Source organism: Erwinia artemisiae, from assembly GCF_051400835.1.
Classification (GTDB): Bacteria; Pseudomonadota; Gammaproteobacteria; order Enterobacterales; family Enterobacteriaceae; genus Erwinia; species Erwinia aeris.
The window spans coordinates 133,091-148,996 of the sequence record NZ_JBLFFM010000002.1; the positions used below are offsets into that span (position 1 = coordinate 133,091).

Sequence of the window (15,906 nt, forward strand, 5' to 3'; positions counted from 1 at the left end):
GGGTTATTGGTTTTTCAGCGATTCCAGGTATTCCCAGCGCTCGAAAGCCTTTTCCAGCGCCTGTTCGGCTTCGGCAAGCGCATCCAGTACCGGCTGGGTCACGTCGTGCGGCTGGCCAAAGAAGCTGGCGTCGGCCACCTTCGCCTGCAGCGAGGCCAGCTCGTTCTCCAGCTGCTCCATCTTCTGCGGCATCTGCTCCAGCTCGCGCTGCAGGTTATAACTCATCTTAGCCGCCGGACGCTTTGCCGGATCGCTTTTTACGGTTTCCTGACGCGTGGCCGGCGCGCTTTGCGCCGCGCTGCGGGTTTGCTTGTAGGCGGTGCGCTGCAGCTGAGCATCATGATAGCCGCCGACAAAGGCGCCGATCTCGCCCTGGCCTTCAAAAATCCAGCACTCGGTAACAGTATTATCGACAAACTGACGATCGTGGCTGACCAGCAGCACCGTGCCCTGATAGCCGTCGATCAGCTCTTCCAGCAGTTCCAGCGTTTCCACGTCCAGATCGTTGGTCGGTTCATCGAGGATCAGCAGGTTGCTGGGCTTCAGGAACAGGCGCGCCAGCAGCAGGCGGTTACGCTCTCCGCCCGACAGCGCACGTACTGGCGTCATGGCACGCTTAGGGTGGAACAGGAAGTCCTGCAGATAGCCCAGCACGTGGCGCGGCTTGCCGTTCACCATCACTTCCTGCTTGCCTTCCGCCAGGTTATCCATCACCGTGCGATCGGGGTCGAGTTCCGTCCGGTGCTGATCGAAATAGGCCACTTCAAGCTTGGTGCCGATATGCACGCGACCGCTGTCCGGTTTCAGCTGATCGAGCATCAGCTTCAGCAGCGTAGACTTGCCGCAGCCGTTCGGGCCGATCAGCGCAATTTTGTCGCCGCGCTGCACCTGGCGGGAGAAATCCTTCACCAGCTGTTTGCCCGCCACGCCGTAGCTGACGTTTTCCAGTTCAAAGACGATTTTGCCGGAGCGGCTCGCCTCTTCCACCTGCATATTGGCTTTGCCCATCACTTCGCGGCGTTCGGCGCGCTCGTTGCGCAATGCTTTCAGCGCGCGGACGCGTCCTTCATTACGGGTACGACGGGCTTTGATGCCCTGACGGATCCAGACTTCTTCCTGCGCCAGCTTGCGGTCGAATTCGGCGTTCTGCATCTCTTCCACGCGCAGCGCTTCTTCTTTGCCCAGCAGGAACTGATCGTAGTCGCCCGGCCAGGAAACCAGCTTGCCGCGATCGAGGTCAACGATACGCGTCGCCATATTGCGGATAAACGAACGGTCGTGCGAGATAAAGATAATGCTGCCCTGGAAAGTTTTCAGGAAGGTTTCCAGCCAGTCGATGGTTTCGATATCCAGGTGGTTGGTCGGCTCGTCCAGCATCAGCACGCGCGGATTGCTGACCAGCGCGCGGCCCAGCGCCGCTTTACGCAGCCAGCCGCCGGACAGCGAGGAGAGCGGCGCATCGCCGTCCAGGCCGATCTGCTTCAGCACGTCCTGAATACGCGTTTCCAGCTGCCACAGGTTCTGGTGATCGAGAATGCTTTGCAGCCTGCCCATTTCGTTCAGGTTTTTCTCGCTGGGATCGCTCATTACCAGATGCGAAATCGCATGATAGGCCTTCAGGTACTCGGCCTGTTCATTCACGCCTTCGGCAACGAAGTCATACACCGAGCCTTTTACGTTACGCGGCGGATCCTGTTGCAGGCGCGCGATAACCAGGTCCTGCTCATAAATGATGCGCCCATCGTCCAGCGGCTGCTCGCGGTTGATGATTTTCATCAGCGTTGATTTGCCCGCGCCGTTGCGCCCTACCAGACAGACGCGCTCGTTCTCTTCAATATGCAGCTCGGTGTTATCCAACAGCGGCGCGTCGCTGAATGAGAGGTAAGCGCCATGAATACTGATCAGTGACATAAAACTTATTCCTTACCGGCGTGAGTAATCAGCCAGCAGTTATGAATTTGACGGTTGCGGGCGAAGTCCTGCGACTGCGTTTTCGCGGTAATTTCTTCAGCGTGCAGCTGAAGCTCGGCCAGGCCTTCCAGATCCATTTTGAAGCCGCGCTTATTGTTGGAGAACATGACGGTGCCGTTTTTGCGCAGCAGCCTTTTCAGATCTTTCATCAACAGCAGATGATCGCGCTGCACGTCAAAACTCTCTTCCATTCTTTTCGAGTTCGAGAAGGTTGGCGGATCGATAAAGATCAGATCGAACTGCTCGTCGGACTCGCGCAGCCAGCTCAGGCAATCTGCCTGCATCAGGCGGTGCTGGCGGCCGGTCAGGCCGTTCAGACGCAGGTTGCGTTCTGCCCATTCCAGATAGGTGCGCGACATATCCACCGTGGTGGTGCTTTTGGCGCCGCCCAGTCCGGCATGCACGCTGGCGCTGCCGGTATAGGCAAACAGGTTCAGGAAGTCTTTGCCCTTGCTCATCTGCCCAAGCATTTTACGCGCGATGCGGTGATCCAGGAACAGGCCGGTATCCAGATAGTCGGTGAGATTTACCCACAGCTTCGCGTTAAACTCGGAAACCTCGAAGAAGTCGCCCTTTTCGCCCAGCTTCTGATACTGGCTTTTGCCTTTCTGCCGCTCGCGGGTTTTCAGCACCAGACGGTTTGCCGGCAGATCCAGCACGCTGAGCGTGGCGGCAATAACGTCAAACAGGCGCTGACGGGCTTTAGACGGCTCGATGGTCTTCGGCGGCGCATACTCCTGCACCACCACCCACTCGCCATAGCGATCGACAGCGACGTTGTAGTCCGGCAGATCGGCATCGTAAATGCGGTAGCACTCAATGCCTTCCTGACGCGCCCATTTTTCCAGCTTCTTCAGGTTTTTACGCAGGCGGTTAGCGTAGTCTTCCGCAATCTGCGCCACGCCGGAGGTATTCACTCCCAGCTGATAGTTTTTCTGTACGCAGTCCAGCGGGCCGTTTTTCGCCTTGAACTGGCGTTCAGCACGCAGCTGCAGGCAGCTCAGCAGCTCCGGCGACGCGCTGAACAGCGACAGGTTCCAGCCGCCGAAATGCTGTTTCATCAGGCGTCCCAGCTGGCTGTGCAGCGCAATCAGGGCCGGTTCGCTTTCCAGACGTTCGCCGTAAGGCGGGTTGCTCAGCACGGTGCCGGTTGGCCCTTCCGCCAGCGGATTGGTCAGCTTCAGCACGTCCTGGGTGGTAAAGCTGATAAGCTCCGCCAGGCCTGCACGACGGGCGTTAACGCGCGCGCGTTCAATGACGCGGGAGTCGTTATCGTAACCATAAAAACGGGACGTCGTTTCCTGAAGCCCGCGACGAGCGCGCACTTTCGCTTCGCTGGTCACTTCACGCCACAGCGCCTCGTCGAATTTGTTCCAGCCGGTAAAGCCCCAGTGGGTGCGATGCAGGCCAGGCGCGCGATCGCTGGCGATCATCGCTGCTTCAATCAGCAGCGTGCCCGAGCCGCACATAGGATCGACCATCGGCGTGCCCGCCTGCCAGCCGGAGCGCTGCACGATAGCCGCCGCCAGGTTTTCCTTGAGCGGCGCCATGCCGGTTTGCTGGCGATAGCCGCGCTGGTGCAGGCCTTCGCCGCTCAGATCCAGCGCAATGCTGGCATTGTCTTTGTTCAGCCAGACGTTAACGCGGATATCCGGCTGCTCGCGATCCACATCCGGTCGCGCCAGGTTTTTGCGGGTAAAGCTGTCCACGATGGCGTCTTTGACTTTAAGCGCGCCGTACTGGCTGTTGCGGATCACTTCATTCAGCCCGCTGAAATGCACGGCAAAGGTTTTATCGCTGCCGAACAGCGCCGGCCAGTCGATAGCCTGTACGCCCAGATAGAGATCCAGGTCGCTGTATACGCCGCATTCGGTCAGCGGCAGCAGGATGCGGGAAGCCAGGCGGCTCCACATCAGGCTCTGATACATCAGACGATCGTCGCCCTGAAAATGTACGCCGCCCTGGACAATCTGGCAGCCCTCGGCCCCCAGCGCTTCCAGTTCACTTTTTAACAGCTCTTCGAGCCCACGCGCCGTACTGGCAAACAGAGAATTCATAACATCACTTATCATCTGGAAAATTGCTGCGCATTATAGCTAATCCGGGGCGCATGTCATAAAGTTAGCTTCTTTTCGTCAGCCGCTCCCGGCTCTTTTTTCGCGCTGGCGTTTTCTTTCCTGCTGGAGAGCACCATGATTAGCCTGTCCCGTCTGTTTATTCATCCCGTAAAATCCATGCGTGGCACGCAGGTTTCTCATGCTCAGGCGCTTGCCAGCGGCCTGGCCTTCGATCGTATTTTTATGCTTACCGAGACGGACGGCACCTTTATTACAGCGCGTCAGTATCCTGAAATGGTGCTTTTTACGCCCGCACTGCTGCCGGACGGTCTGCTGCTGGCGGCGCCGGACGGCAGCAGCGGCACCGTGCGCTTTGCGGATTTCGCCGCCGAGCCTGCGCCGGTGGAAGTCTGGGGCAACCATTTCACCGCGCTGATTGCGCCTGCGCCAATCAACAGCTGGCTGAGCGGCTTTTTTCCGCGTCCCGTGCAGCTTCGCTGGGTAGGACCAGAGATGACCCGGCGCGTGCAGCGATTTAGCGAGGTGCCGCTGGGCTTTGCCGACGGCTATCCTTATTTGCTGATTAATGAGGCCTCGCTGCACGATTTACGTAAGCGTTGCCCGGCCGGCGTAAAGCTGGAGCAGTTCCGTCCAAACCTGGTGGTAACGGGCACGACGGCATGGGCGGAAGATCGCTGGGCAACGGTGCGCATCGGCGGCATCCTTTTTGACGCACCGAAACCTTGCAGCCGCTGCATTTTTACCACTGTCAGCACGGAGCGAGGCCGCAGGCATCCCACCGGCGAGCCGCTGACTACCCTGCAAAAATTCCGTACCGCGATGGATGGCAGCGGCGATGTCGATTTTGGTATCAACCTGGTGGCACGCAACAGCGGCATCGTGCGGGTGGGTGACGAGCTGGAGGTGGTTGCCGATAAACCGGCACGCCTGTATGGCGCGGGTGAAGTGGCGGAATCGCTGGAAGCGGTTGCCGCAGCGCAGGAAAGCGTCACCCTCAGCTGGGAAGGCGAGCGCTTCAGCGGCAACAATCAGCAGGTTTTACTGGAGCAGCTGGAGATGCAGGGTTATCGCATCCCCTACTCCTGCCGTGCGGGCGTTTGCGGCAGCTGCCGCGTCCGGCTGGCGTCCGGCCAGGTTCGGGCGCTGAAGAAAGGCGCGCTGCGCGAGGACGGCACGCTGTTAAGCTGTAGCTGCGTCCCGGACGGCGACCTGGTGCTGTTGGCGCGTTAAACGGCGCGGGCGAAGGTGAAAATATGCTGGCTGATGGCGGGCAGCAGGCGATCGTGCATCACCTTGATAGCATCGCCCAGCACCATCGTTTTGCCGCCCAGCTGCAGCTCCGGCTGCGCCAGCAGGCACAGCGCGGCGTTTTCGCCCGCTTCCACCACCAGCAGCGTGGCTTCTTCGCCCGTTTCGCACAGGCGCACCGCTACCAGCTCGCCATCCTGCGGCGTACAGTGACGCGGATGCGCGGAAAAGTGCCAGCTTTTTGGCATCTGCGGCTTCAGAAAACGCAGGGCAACCAGCGCGTTCAGCACCAGCTCGGTACGCTGCCATTCGGTCAGGTCGCACGTCAGGCATTTTTCTGCGAAGGTGGAAAACAGGGCGGCGTCGTCGACGGAGAATTGCGCGGCGTTAAAGGCATCGGGCGTCAGCATTTTACGAGGGAAGCGTGAGCGGAACAGCGCGCCTTCCGCCATAGCCAACATCATGCGTTCCTGTTCGTCATCGAAGAACCAGCGCCAGCTGTCGTCAGGTTTAATCCTCATGAAGTATCCCGTAATGATCGTCAGGTCGGCTATTTATCGCGAGGTCAGCGAACACGCGATCCGCCCCGTGCCAAAATAGTCTGAATAATGCATAAACAGGAGAAAATATAAACGAGCCAGAGGGGAAAATAAACCCCCTGGCCCCGTTAAGCCTGCATTTAATCAAATATGACTGACAATTTCTTTAATCAGCGGCGGCCCTTTGTAAATAAAACCGGAATATATCTGCACCAGCGAGGCGCCCGCCGCCATTTTTTCTTTGGCTGCCACCAGCGAATCTATGCCGCCTACGCCGATAATCGGCAGCCGGCCCTGCAGTTCCTGCGAGAGACGGCGAATGATTTCCGTACTTTTCAGCTGTACCGGACGCCCGCTCAGGCCGCCCGTTTCTTCGCTGTATTTCAGGCCGCTAACCAGCGAACGATCCAGCGTGGTATTGGTCGCGATTACACCATCAATATTATGCCGCACCAGGCTGTCGGCAATTTGGATAAGTTCTTCTTCAGCTAAATCCGGCGCAATTTTGACCGCTACCGGCACATATTTTTGATGCTGATTTTCCAGCGCCTGCTGTTTGTGCTTAATCGCCTGCAAAAGATCGTCCAGCGCTTCACCATATTGCAGCGTGCGTAACCCTGGCGTATTCGGCGATGAGATGTTGATCGCAATATAACCTGCATAAGGATAAACTTTCTCCATACAGATTAAATAATCTTCTTTACCCATTTCGACCGGCGTATCTTTATTTTTGCCGATATTGATGCCCAGAATGCCGTCGAAGCGAGCCTGCCTGACATTATTGACCAGCTGGTCCACGCCCAGATTATTGAATCCCATACGATTAATAATGCCTTCCGCCTCTCTGATGCGGAACATACGCGGCTTATCGTTCCCCGCCTGCGGTCGTGGCGTCACGGTGCCGACTTCAATAAAGCCAAAGCCCATTGCGCCGAAGGCGTCAATACATTCACCGTTCTTATCCAGCCCCGCCGCCAGGCCCAGCGGGTTTTTGAACGTCAGCCCCATGCAGTTAACGGGCTTAAAAGGAAGAGTTTGTCGAACCAGATGAATAAGCGGCGTTCCGGTTATCCGGTGCAGCTGCTGAAGGGTCAATTCGTGCGCACGCTCGGCGTCGAGCTGAAAAAGCGCGTTACGAACCAGGTTATACATGATCGCTCCTGAGTAGCCCATAATGCCGGGCCGGAAAAGGACTAACGGTTGCCTCAGCAACCCTGAAAACTGTGCGGTCGACACGCCTTCTTCGCTTTTATACGTTATCAGATACAAAGAACAGCGGCCTTCGACATGCGCAGCAACGCTGCAGGCGCGGGGGAAAATGGTAAAGTCCTTTGCCGGGAAAGTAAAACGTTTGCGTGCCCCCATCCCTCTCTTTTTCCGCGCTTTCCCGTTATCTGTTTTTCGCTTAGTCAAAAAGTAACTTAAATATGCCGGATAAATCATTTAAGGCGTCCGTCACACTCTGCCAGGATAGTTCCATAAGTTCAGGAATTATTTTAATCAATAACTTTTGGTTATAAGGAGAGATGATGCGCGTTATTACTCTGGCAGGCAGTCCTCGCTACCCTTCGCGGTCAACCGCGCTGCTGACCCTATGCCAGCACGCGCTGGAGCAACGAGGCGCCGAGGTGATCCCCTGGAACCTGCATAACTTTCCTCCAGAGGATTTGCTTTACGCCCGCTTCGACTCGCCTGCGCTGCTGGCTTTAAAAGAGGATCTGGCTAATGCCGATGGGCTGATCGTCGCCACGCCTGTTTATAAAGCCTCTTTTTCCGGCGCGTTAAAAACCCTGCTCGACTTACTGCCGGAACGCGCACTGGAGCATAAAGTGGTGCTGCCGCTGGCGACCGGCGGCACCATCGCGCATATGCTGGCCGTGGACTATGCGCTAAAACCGGTGCTTAACGCGCTGAAGGCGCAGGAGGTGCTGCACGGCGTGTTTGCCGACGACAGCCAGATTAGCCATTACGATCGCCAGCCCGAACTCTCTCCGCTGCTTGCCGAACGCATTGCGGAATCACTCGACACCTTCTGGTATGCGCTGTCGCGTCGTCATCAGCGGCTGGCCGCAGCGGTATAAGGAAGCGCCCATGAGCCTGTTTACACGTTTTGTCTCGGCGCTGGCTTTCAGCGCGCTGCTCACTGGCGGCGCGCTGGCGGACGAGGCCGCGCCTGCCGCTTTCCGTATTGGCTATCAAAAAGGGTCGGTGAGCATGGCGCTGGCCCGCTCGCATCAGCTGCTGGAAAAGCGTTTCCCTCATACGCAGATTAAATGGATTGAGTTTCCGGCCGGCCCGCAAATGCTGGAAGCGCTGAATGTTAACAGCATCGATTTAGGCAGCACGGGCGACATTCCGCCAATCTTCGCCCAGGCGGCCGGCGCCGATCTGCTTTATGTCGGCTCAGAGCCGCCCAAGCCACAGTCCGAAGTGATTTTGGTAGCCAAAAACAGCCCGATTAAAAGCGTCGCCGAACTGAAAGGCCATAAGGTGGCTTTCCAGAAGGGCTCCAGCTCGCATAATTTACTGCTGCGCGCGCTGACCAAAGCCGGGCTGAAATTCAGTGATATTCAGCCTGCCTATCTGACGCCTGCCGATGCCCGCGCGGCTTTCCAGCAGGGCGATGTCGATGCCTGGGCTATCTGGGATCCCTACTATTCCGCCGCGCTGTTGCAGGGCGGCGTGCGGGTGCTGGCCGATGGCGACGGGCTGAACCTGACCGGTTCGTTTTATCTGGCGACCCGCCCCTTTGCTGAAGCCAACGGCGCTTTCGTGCAGCAGGTGCTGGAGACGTTCAGCAAGGCCGACGAGCTGACCCGCAGCGATCGCGAGCAGAGCATTGCCCTGCTTTCGCAAACTATCGGCCTGCCGAAACCGGTTATCGCCAGCTATCTCGATCACCGTCCGCCGACCGTTATCGGCCCGGTCAGCGAGAAAACCGTACAGGCCCAGCAGCATACCGCCGATCTCTTTTACGCTAACCATTTAATGCCGGTGAAAGTCGATATCGCCAGCCGTGTCTGGCATGTCGCCGCCGCTACGCAAGGAGTCCCACAATGAGCCTTTCCGTTTTCTGGTTTCTGCCCACGCATGGCGATGGTCACTATTTAGGCACGACGGAGGGCGCGCGTCCTGTCGACCACGCTTATCTGCAGCAAATTGCTCAGGCTGCCGATCGTCTGGGTTTTGGTGGCGTGCTGATCCCAACAGGGCGTTCCTGTGAGGATGCCTGGCTGGTGGCCGCGTCGCTGATCCCCGTGACGCAGCGCCTGCGTTTTCTGGTTGCGCTGCGTCCCGGCGTAATCTCCCCTACGCAGGCCGCGCGCCAGGCCGCCACGCTGGATAGGCTGTCAAACGGCCGTGCGCTGTTTAACCTGGTGACCGGCGGCGATGCGGAAGAGCTGGCGGGCGACGGCGTCTTTCTGGATCACCGTGAGCGCTATGTTGAGTCGGCGGAATTTACCCGCGTCTGGCGTCGCGTGCTGGAAGGCGAAACGGTGGATTACGAAGGCAAGCACGTGCACGTTCGCGGCGCCCGGCTGATGTTTCGGCCCGTGCAGCAGCCGCGTCCGCCGTTATGGTTTGGCGGCTCTTCCGAACCTGCTCAGGATCTGGCAGCGGAACAGGTCGATGTCTACCTGACATGGGGCGAACCGCCGGCGCAGGTCAAAGAGAAGATTGAGCAGGTGCGGGCGAAAGCGGCGGCCCAGGGCAGAACGGTGAAGTTCGGCATCCGCCTGCACGTTATCGTGCGGGAGACCAATGAAGAGGCCTGGAAAGCGGCAGATCGTCTGATTTCGCATCTGGATGACGCCACTATTGCTAAGGCGCAGGCCGCGCTGGCAAAAACCGATTCGGTCGGTCAGCACCGCATGGCCGCCCTGCACGGCGGACGTCGCGATAAGCTGGAGATTTCACCCAACCTGTGGGCGGGCGTCGGACTGGTACGCGGCGGCGCGGGCACCGCGCTGGTCGGCGATGGCGCTACCGTAGCGGCCAGGATGCAGGAGTATGCCGATCTGGGCATCGAGACGTTTATTTTGTCCGGCTATCCACACCTGGAAGAGGCCTATCGCGTCGGCGAGCTGCTGTTCCCGCATCTCGATTTGAACGTGCCGGAAGTGCCGCAGCCGAACAACATTACCGCGCACGGCGAAGCCGTAGCGCATGATTTCGCTCCACAAAAAGTGTCGCAGAGCTGAGGTGGCTATGAGCAAACCGCTTAATCGTATCGGCAATCAGCTGATCCCATGGGCACTGCCCATTGCGCTGGTGATCGTGTGGCAAATCGCCTCACAGACCGGCTGGCTTTCTACCCGTATTTTGCCTTCGCCAGAAGCCATAGTGATTACGTTCTGGAAGCTGTCGGCCAGTGGCGAGCTGTGGCAGCACCTGGCGATCAGCAGCTGGCGTGCGGCGGTCGGCTTCAGCATTGGCGGTTCCATCGGCCTGATCCTCGGCCTGATTACCGGCATGTCGCGCCTGGGCGAACGGCTGCTGGACACGTCGGTGCAAATGCTGCGTAACGTGCCGCACCTGGCGCTGATCCCGCTGGTGATCCTGTGGTTTGGCATTGACGAATCCGCCAAGATTTTTCTGGTGGCGCTGGGTACGCTGTTCCCTATTTATCTCAATACCTATCACGGCATCCGCAATATCGATCGCGGCCTGGTAGAGATGGCCCGCAGCTATGGCCTCTCCGGCTGGAGCCTGTTTATTCAGGTGGTGCTGCCGGGCGCGCTGCCCTCCATTATGGTCGGCGTGCGCTTTGCCCTGGGCCTGATGTGGCTGACGCTGATCGTGGCGGAAACCATTTCCGCCAACTCCGGCATCGGCTATCTGGCAATGAACGCGCGCGAATTTTTGCAGACCGATATCGTGGTGGTTGCCATTATCCTGTATGCCCTGCTCGGTAAACTGGCTGACGTCAGCGCGCTGTTACTGGAACGCGTCTGGTTGCGCTGGCATCCGGCTTATCAACTTAAAGAGGAAAACGCATGAGCGAGTTAACGTCTTCTCCAGCGCGTCTTAACGCCGGTACGCCTCTGATCGTTAACCGCGTCAGCAAGCAGTATCACGGCCGCACCGTGCTGAATAACATCGATTTGCATATTCCTTCCGGCCAGTTTGTGGCGGTGGTCGGACGCAGCGGCTGCGGTAAAAGCACCCTGCTTCGCCTGCTGGCCGGGCTGGAAAAAAGCAGCGCCGGCGAGCTGCTGGCCGGTAGCGCGCCGCTGAGCGAAGCCAGAGACGATACCCGCCTGATGTTTCAGGATGCGCGCCTGCTGCCGTGGAAAAGCATTATCGATAACGTTGGCCTGGGATTGAAAGGCCGTGCCTGGAAAAGCGACGCGCTGGAGGCGCTGGCAGCCGTCGGCCTGGCGGAACGCGCCAACGAATGGCCTGCGGCGCTGTCCGGCGGGCAAAAGCAGCGTGTGGCGCTGGCCCGCGCGCTGATCCACCGGCCGGGTTTGCTGCTGCTGGATGAGCCTTTAGGCGCGCTGGATGCGCTGACGCGTATTGAAATGCAGGATCTGATCGAGTCGCTGTGGCAGCAGCATCATTTCACCGTGCTGCTGGTCACCCATGACGTCAGCGAAGCCGTGGCGATGGCTGACCGGGTGCTGCTGATTGAAGAAGGCAATATCGGGCTGGATTTGGTAATCGACCTGCCGCGCCCGCGCCGTAAAGGCTCCGTGCGGCTGGCAGAGCTGGAAGCGAAAGTGCTGGATCGCGTCATGAAACGCTCGCCGGTGGAAGAAGAAAAACGCTACGCGCAACGCTGATTTACGCCGTTGCTAAAAGAAAAAGCCCCGACTGTCGGGGCTTTTTGTCATTTACGCCGGACGATTAGTCCTGAAGCGCCTTGCTGATTTTTTCGTAAAGGTCGCCGGAAAGGTTCTCCAGTGCCTTTAACTTCTCAAGCGCGCCGCGCATCAGCGCCTGACGGGCTTCGTCGTAGCGTTTAAAGCGGATCAGCGGCTCAATGATGCGCGAGGCAACCTGAGGATTGCGCGTATTCAGATCGGTCAGGATCTCCACCAGGAACTGGTAACCGCTACCGTCAGCAGCGTGGAAGGCGGAAGGGTTAGCCGAGGCGAACGCGCCGATTAGCGAACGGATACGGTTTGGATTGCTTAGCGTAAAGGAACGATGGCTGAGCAGCGCGCGAACGCGGCTAAGTACGTCCGCAGCCGGGCTGGTGGCCTGCAAAGTAAACCACTTGTCCATCACCAGGCCATCTTTATGCCAGCGCTCGTCGAATTCGGCCAGCAGCGTTTCCCGGCACGGCAGCTGCGCGGCAACCGAGGCCGTCATCGCCGCCAGCGAGTCGGTCATATTGTTCGCCTGACGGAACTGGGCGGTAACCAGTTTCTCGGCCAGCCCTGTTTCGCCGAAGGCCAGGTAGTTGAGACAGGTATTTTTCAGCGCGCGCTTGCCGATATCGGCATGATCGATACGATATTCGTCCACACGATGCGCGTTGTAAACCGCCAGCCACTCATCCGCCAGCTCCGTAGCCAGCGTGCTCAGCAGCGCACGGCGCACTTCCGCAATGGCTACCGGATCGATTACCTCAAACAGCTCGGCAATTTCGTTTTCGCCAGGCAGCGTCAGGATCAGCGCCATCAATGCCGGATCGCTGTTTTCCTCCAGCAGCACGGCGCGGAAAGCATCGGCAACGTGCAGCGGCAGCGAAAGCGGCTGGCCCTGCTGGAAGCGGGCGACGTTCAGCCTGATATGGGTCGCCAGCAGACTTTGCGCGGCATCCCAACGTGAGAAATCGTTACGGGCATGGCGCATCAGGAAAGTCAGCTGCGCATCGCTCCAGTTGTAGTCCAGCTTCACCGGCGCGGAGAATTCACGCAGCAACGAGGGGATCGGCTGCTGATAAACCTCGTCGAACACAAAGCTCTGGAATTCTTCCGTCACGTTCAGCACATGATGAACCGGATGACCATTGTGCTGCAAAGGAATGACGTTGCCTTCACTGTCGTAAAGCTCGATATCCAGCGGAATATGCAGCGGCAGCTTGTTTTTCTGATCGGCCGTTGGCGGCGTCATTTGGGTAACGTGCAGCGTGTACTGTTGTAGCTCGGCGTTATAGTCATCGCGTACGGAAAGCACCGGCGTGCCGGACTGGCTGTACCAGCGGCGGAACTGGGAAAGATCGACGTTGGAAGCATCCTCCATCGCCTGCACAAAATCGTCGCAGGTCGCTGCGCTGCCGTCGTGGCGCTCGAAGTAAAGCTGCATGCCTTTCTGGAAATTCGCCTCGCCCAGCAGGGTGTGCAGCATACGAATAACTTCAGACCCTTTTTCATACACGGTCAGCGTATAGAAGTTGTTCATCTCGATCACCTGCTCAGGGCGGATCGGATGCGCCATTGGGCTGGCGTCTTCGGCAAACTGCGCGCCGCGCATCACGCGCACGTTATCGATACGATTGACCGCGCGAGAGCCGAGATCGGAACTGAATTCCTGATCGCGGAACACGGTCAGGCCCTCTTTCAGGCTAAGCTGGAACCAGTCGCGGCAGGTGACGCGGTTGCCCGTCCAGTTGTGGAAATATTCGTGGCCGATCACCGCCTCAATGCCCAGATAGTCTTTATCCGTCGCCGTTTCCGCTTTCGCCAGCACGTACTTAGAGTTAAAGACGTTCAGGCCTTTATTTTCCATCGCGCCCATGTTGAAGAAGTCGACGGCAACGATCATAAAGATATCCAGATCGTATTCCAGGCCGAAACGCTGCTCGTCCCACTTCATGCTGTTTTTCAGCGAGGTCATTGCCCAGTCGGCGCGATCGAGGTTGCCGCGATCCACGAAGATCTCCAGCGCAACATCCCGGCCGGAGCGCGTTTTAAAGCTGTCGCGCAGCACGTCAAAGTCGCCTGCCACCAGCGCAAACAGGTAGCACGGCTTTGGAAAAGGATCTTCCCATTTTACCCAGTGACGTCCGTTTTCCGCTTCGCCGCCGGCTATCCGGTTGCCGTTTGACAGCAGATACGGATAAAGCTGTTGTTCCGCGATGATGGTCGTGGTGAAGCGAGCCAGCACGTCAGGCCGATCCAGATACCAGGTGATATGGCGGAAGCCTTCGGCCTCGCACTGGGTACAAAGCGCCTCGCCCGATTTATACAGGCCTTCCAGCGCGCTGTTTTTATCCGGATGAATATCGTTGACGATTTTCATCGTGAATGACTCCGGCAGGCCGGAAACTATCAGCGCGCCCTCTTCCAGCGCGTAATCCGTCCAGGGCCGATCGTCAATCTCCAGCGAGACCAGCGTCAGATCTTCCCCATCCAGACGCAGCGACGCATCAGCCTGGCCCAAACGCTTTACGCGGCTGACGGCCGTCACACGGGTGGTTGCGGCATCCAGTTCAAACGTCAGATCGATGTCGGTAATGGTGTAATCCGGCGCACGATAATCATGGCGATTTTTGGCTTGTGGCAGTTGCGTCATAAGTGCTTCTCATGTCGATAATTAGTTAACTTTGCAAGTCTATTCCGCTTCCTGCAATGTTGCCATGGAGAATCGCGTCGGGCGGTCGGAATTGCTGTTAAAAGCTACATCCTCTTAACAATCGCACGGATTGCCCTCGACCTGCCGGATCGAATTGTGCTGTGATCGGGTTCAATAAATGAGTATTCAAGTTATACTCCTGCGTCATTACTATTTTTTAAACCAGGGATAACGCTCTTCGCCAGAGGATGCTGAAACGCACCATGACACGACATGCTTCCCCGATACTGACCACGCTGCTGGATACGGACGCCTATAAGCTGCATATGCAGCAGGCGGTATTTCATCGCTATCAGAACGTTTCCGTAGTGGCTGAGTTTCGCTGCCGTGGCGACGATCTGCTTGGCATCTACGCTGAGGAAATCGCTCAACAGGTGACCCTGATGCAGTCGCTGGCGCTCAGCGACGAAGAGAGCCGCTATCTTGCCGGACTGCCGTTTTTCAGCGCGGATTATCTGCAGTGGCTGAAACAATTCCGCTATGACCCTGCTCAGGTGCGCATCCGCAATCATCAGGGCAAGCTGGATATCCGCATCGCCGGCCCGTGGCGGGAGGTGATTATGTGGGAGGTGCCGCTGCTGGCGCTGATCAGCGAAGTGGTGCACCGCCACCGCTCGCCGCTGGTCGTCCCCGCGATGGCCGTCGAGCGTCTGCAAAGCAAGCTGCTTGATTTCGGCAAGCTGACGGCAGATTTGGATATGTCCCGCTTTAAGCTGATGGACTTCGGTACGCGCCGCCGTTTCTCCCGCGATGTGCAGCTGGCGATTGTCAGCACGCTAAAAGCCGATTTCCCCTGGCTGGTCGGCTCCAGCAACTACGATGTTGCCCGGCAGCTACAGCTCGCGCCGGTGGGCACGCAGGCGCATGAATGGTTCCAGGCACATCAGCAGATCAGCCCTGTTCTGGCCAACAGCCAGCGCGCCGCCTTGCAGGCCTGGCTGGAGGAGTATCCGAACCGTCTGGGTATTGCGCTGACCGACTGCATCACCATGGACGCTTTCCTGCGTGATTTCGGCCTGAATTTCGCCAGCAGCTATCAGGGACTGCGCCATGACTCCGGCGATCCCGTGGAATGGGGTGAAAAAGCCATTGCGCATTACGAAAAGCTCGGCATCGATCCGCAGGAAAAAACGCTGGTCTTTTCAGACAATCTCGATTTGCCAAAAGCGGTGGAGCTTTATCGCCACTTTGGCCAGCGCATTGAGGTCATTTTCGGTATCGGCACGCGGCTGACCTGCGATATCCCTCAGGTAAAACCGCTGAATATCGTCATTAAGCTGGTAGAGTGCAACGGCAAACCGGTCGCCAAACTCTCCGACAGCCCCGGCAAAACCATTTGCCAGGATAAAGCTTTTGTTCGCGCCCTGCGCAAGGCGTTCGATCTGCCGCTGGTGAAAAAAGCCAGCTAGGCTGCCTACAGAGAGAAAGGCGCCCTGCCTTTCTCTCTTTCTGATTGCCTTTCGTTAAGAAATCTCCTGCCTCGCAACGAATTCTTCTTGTGTCTCATCTTCTGGCAAGTAACATAGCATTGCCCCGGTTTCGGG

At 58.1% G+C, this 15,906-nt stretch carries 12 protein-coding genes; 7 read left to right on the top strand and 5 right to left on the bottom strand.

Translation table 11 applies throughout. From position 1 onward, the window contains the following. Window positions 1-3: 3 nt before the first annotated feature. Window positions 4-1,911, bottom strand: a complete 1,908-nt coding sequence (locus ACMGEE_RS05250; protein ID WP_253454680.1) for an ABC transporter ATP-binding protein — start codon at window positions 1,909-1,911, stop codon at window positions 4-6. A 5-nt stretch (window positions 1,912-1,916) separates the two neighbouring features. Continuing rightward, a complete protein-coding gene (gene rlmKL, locus ACMGEE_RS05255; protein ID WP_253454681.1) occupies window positions 1,917-4,028 on the bottom strand; it encodes a bifunctional 23S rRNA (guanine(2069)-N(7))-methyltransferase RlmK/23S rRNA (guanine(2445)-N(2))-methyltransferase RlmL in 2,112 nt (703 codons plus the stop codon). Between the two features lie 135 nt (window positions 4,029-4,163). On the opposite strand from rlmKL, the gene ACMGEE_RS05260 reads away from it, so the two are divergent. Continuing rightward, window positions 4,164-5,279 carry a YcbX family protein gene (locus tag ACMGEE_RS05260; RefSeq protein ID WP_436829772.1) on the top strand — a complete coding sequence of 372 codons (1,116 nt, stop codon included), beginning with the start codon at window positions 4,164-4,166 and terminating at the stop codon, window positions 5,277-5,279. Here ACMGEE_RS05260 and ACMGEE_RS05265 read toward each other — a convergent pair. Together ACMGEE_RS05265 and pyrD are read right to left on the bottom strand one after the other, a co-directional pair. Then, window positions 5,276-5,818 (bottom strand): cell division protein ZapC, encoded by a 543-nt coding sequence (locus ACMGEE_RS05265; protein WP_253454683.1) that lies wholly within the window; start codon window positions 5,816-5,818, stop codon window positions 5,276-5,278. The two genes, ACMGEE_RS05260 and ACMGEE_RS05265, sit on opposite strands and share 4 nt — an antisense overlap. 162 nt (window positions 5,819-5,980) lie before the next feature. Continuing rightward, the gene (gene pyrD, locus ACMGEE_RS05270; protein ID WP_253461041.1) at window positions 5,981-6,991 is read right to left on the bottom strand and encodes a quinone-dependent dihydroorotate dehydrogenase; all 1,011 of its coding nucleotides are present in this window, start codon (window positions 6,989-6,991) and stop codon (window positions 5,981-5,983) included. A gap of 374 nt (window positions 6,992-7,365) precedes the next feature. On the opposite strand from pyrD, the gene ssuE reads away from it, so the two are divergent. The 5 genes from ssuE to ssuB are packed head-to-tail and all read left to right on the top strand — an operon-like array spanning window position 7,366 to window position 11,622. Next, window positions 7,366-7,917, top strand: a complete 552-nt coding sequence (gene ssuE, locus ACMGEE_RS05275) for an NADPH-dependent FMN reductase (RefSeq protein ID WP_253454684.1) — start codon at window positions 7,366-7,368, stop codon at window positions 7,915-7,917. A gap of 10 nt (window positions 7,918-7,927) precedes the next feature. Further along, window positions 7,928-8,896 carry a sulfonate ABC transporter substrate-binding protein gene (locus ACMGEE_RS05280; protein WP_253454685.1) on the top strand — a complete coding sequence of 323 codons (969 nt, stop codon included), beginning with the start codon at window positions 7,928-7,930 and terminating at the stop codon, window positions 8,894-8,896. Then, a complete protein-coding gene (ssuD, locus tag ACMGEE_RS05285; RefSeq protein WP_253454686.1) occupies window positions 8,893-10,038 on the top strand; it encodes an FMNH2-dependent alkanesulfonate monooxygenase in 1,146 nt (381 codons plus the stop codon). The genes ACMGEE_RS05280 and ssuD overlap by 4 nt, the downstream gene beginning before the upstream one ends. 7 nt (window positions 10,039-10,045) lie before the next feature. After that, on the top strand, window positions 10,046-10,837 hold the full coding sequence (ssuC, locus tag ACMGEE_RS05290; RefSeq protein ID WP_253454687.1) for an aliphatic sulfonate ABC transporter permease SsuC: 792 nt from the start codon (window positions 10,046-10,048) through the stop codon (window positions 10,835-10,837). Further along, complete coding sequence (gene ssuB, locus ACMGEE_RS05295) at window positions 10,834-11,622, top strand: aliphatic sulfonates ABC transporter ATP-binding protein (protein ID WP_253454688.1); 789 nt, start codon at window positions 10,834-10,836, stop codon at window positions 11,620-11,622. Before ssuC ends, ssuB begins: the two co-directional genes overlap by 4 nt. A gap of 64 nt (window positions 11,623-11,686) precedes the next feature. Here ssuB and pepN read toward each other — a convergent pair whose 3' ends face one another. Next, window positions 11,687-14,302 carry an aminopeptidase N gene (gene pepN / locus ACMGEE_RS05300; protein WP_253454689.1) on the bottom strand — a complete coding sequence of 872 codons (2,616 nt, stop codon included), beginning with the start codon at window positions 14,300-14,302 and terminating at the stop codon, window positions 11,687-11,689. A gap of 263 nt (window positions 14,303-14,565) precedes the next feature. On the opposite strand from pepN, the gene pncB reads away from it, so the two are divergent. After that, the gene (gene pncB, locus ACMGEE_RS05305) at window positions 14,566-15,771 is read left to right on the top strand and encodes a nicotinate phosphoribosyltransferase (RefSeq protein ID WP_253454690.1); all 1,206 of its coding nucleotides are present in this window, start codon (window positions 14,566-14,568) and stop codon (window positions 15,769-15,771) included. The last annotated feature ends 135 nt before the right edge of the window (window positions 15,772-15,906 follow it).

What these genes read in the sequence shown, in the direction of transcription:
- ACMGEE_RS05250 (WP_253454680.1), bottom strand. Translation starts at nt 1,911, where the DNA reads ATGTCACTGATCAGTATTCATGGCGCTTACCTCTCATTCAGCGACGCG.
- rlmKL (WP_253454681.1), bottom strand. Translation starts at nt 4,028, where the DNA reads ATGAATTCTCTGTTTGCCAGTACGGCGCGTGGGCTCGAAGAGCTGTTA.
- ACMGEE_RS05260 (WP_436829772.1), top strand. Translation starts at nt 4,164, where the DNA reads ATGATTAGCCTGTCCCGTCTGTTTATTCATCCCGTAAAATCCATGCGT.
- ACMGEE_RS05265 (WP_253454683.1), bottom strand. Translation starts at nt 5,818, where the DNA reads ATGAGGATTAAACCTGACGACAGCTGGCGCTGGTTCTTCGATGACGAA.
- ssuE (WP_253454684.1), top strand. Translation starts at nt 7,366, where the DNA reads ATGCGCGTTATTACTCTGGCAGGCAGTCCTCGCTACCCTTCGCGGTCA.
- ACMGEE_RS05280 (WP_253454685.1), top strand. Translation starts at nt 7,928, where the DNA reads ATGAGCCTGTTTACACGTTTTGTCTCGGCGCTGGCTTTCAGCGCGCTG.
- ssuD (WP_253454686.1), top strand. Translation starts at nt 8,893, where the DNA reads ATGAGCCTTTCCGTTTTCTGGTTTCTGCCCACGCATGGCGATGGTCAC.
- ssuC (WP_253454687.1), top strand. Translation starts at nt 10,046, where the DNA reads ATGAGCAAACCGCTTAATCGTATCGGCAATCAGCTGATCCCATGGGCA.
- ssuB (WP_253454688.1), top strand. Translation starts at nt 10,834, where the DNA reads ATGAGCGAGTTAACGTCTTCTCCAGCGCGTCTTAACGCCGGTACGCCT.
- pepN (WP_253454689.1), bottom strand. Translation starts at nt 14,302, where the DNA reads ATGACGCAACTGCCACAAGCCAAAAATCGCCATGATTATCGTGCGCCG.
- pncB (WP_253454690.1), top strand. Translation starts at nt 14,566, where the DNA reads ATGACACGACATGCTTCCCCGATACTGACCACGCTGCTGGATACGGAC.